The sequence below is a fragment of the Polaribacter sp. Z014 genome, from assembly GCF_023555435.1.
Classification (GTDB): Bacteria; Bacteroidota; Bacteroidia; order Flavobacteriales; family Flavobacteriaceae; genus Polaribacter.
Window position 1 is genome coordinate 1 of record NZ_JALCZP010000128.1, and the last position, 489, is coordinate 489.

Sequence of the window (489 nt, forward strand, 5' to 3'; positions counted from 1 at the left end):
ATACTTTTGTCACTATAAAAATGATAGTATAACGAATCAACATATAAATATAACAAAAATGAATTTAACTGAAATTTTAAACAACCGCTATTCCGTAAAAGAATTTGATGCCACTAAAAAGATCTCAGATGCAGATTTTAAACAAGTAAAAGATTTATTACGTTTAAGTCCATCTAGTGTAAACTTACAACCTTGGCATTTTTTAATTGCAGATACTGCAGAAGGGAAAGCTCGTATTGCAAAAGGAACACAAGGATTTTTTCATTTTAATACACCTAAGGTTTTAGATGCCTCTCACGTAATTGTTATTGCTGCTCGTACAAATGCAGATGATGTTTATATGACTAGCATTTTAGAGCAAGAAGATAAAGACGGTCGTTTTGCTGCACAAGAATTTAAAGACCAAATGCACGGTGGACGTATGTTGTTTGCAGATATTCATAAATACGACCTTAAAGATTTACCACATTGGATGGAAAAACAAGTCTA

At 31.9% G+C, this 489-nt stretch carries 1 protein-coding gene; it reads left to right on the forward strand.

The annotated features are described in order from the left end of the window. Positions 1-58: 58 nt before the first annotated feature. The coding region (locus MPF19_RS19195) for a nitroreductase family protein (RefSeq protein ID WP_249989873.1) at positions 59-489 on the forward strand (431 nt) is incomplete at its 3' end.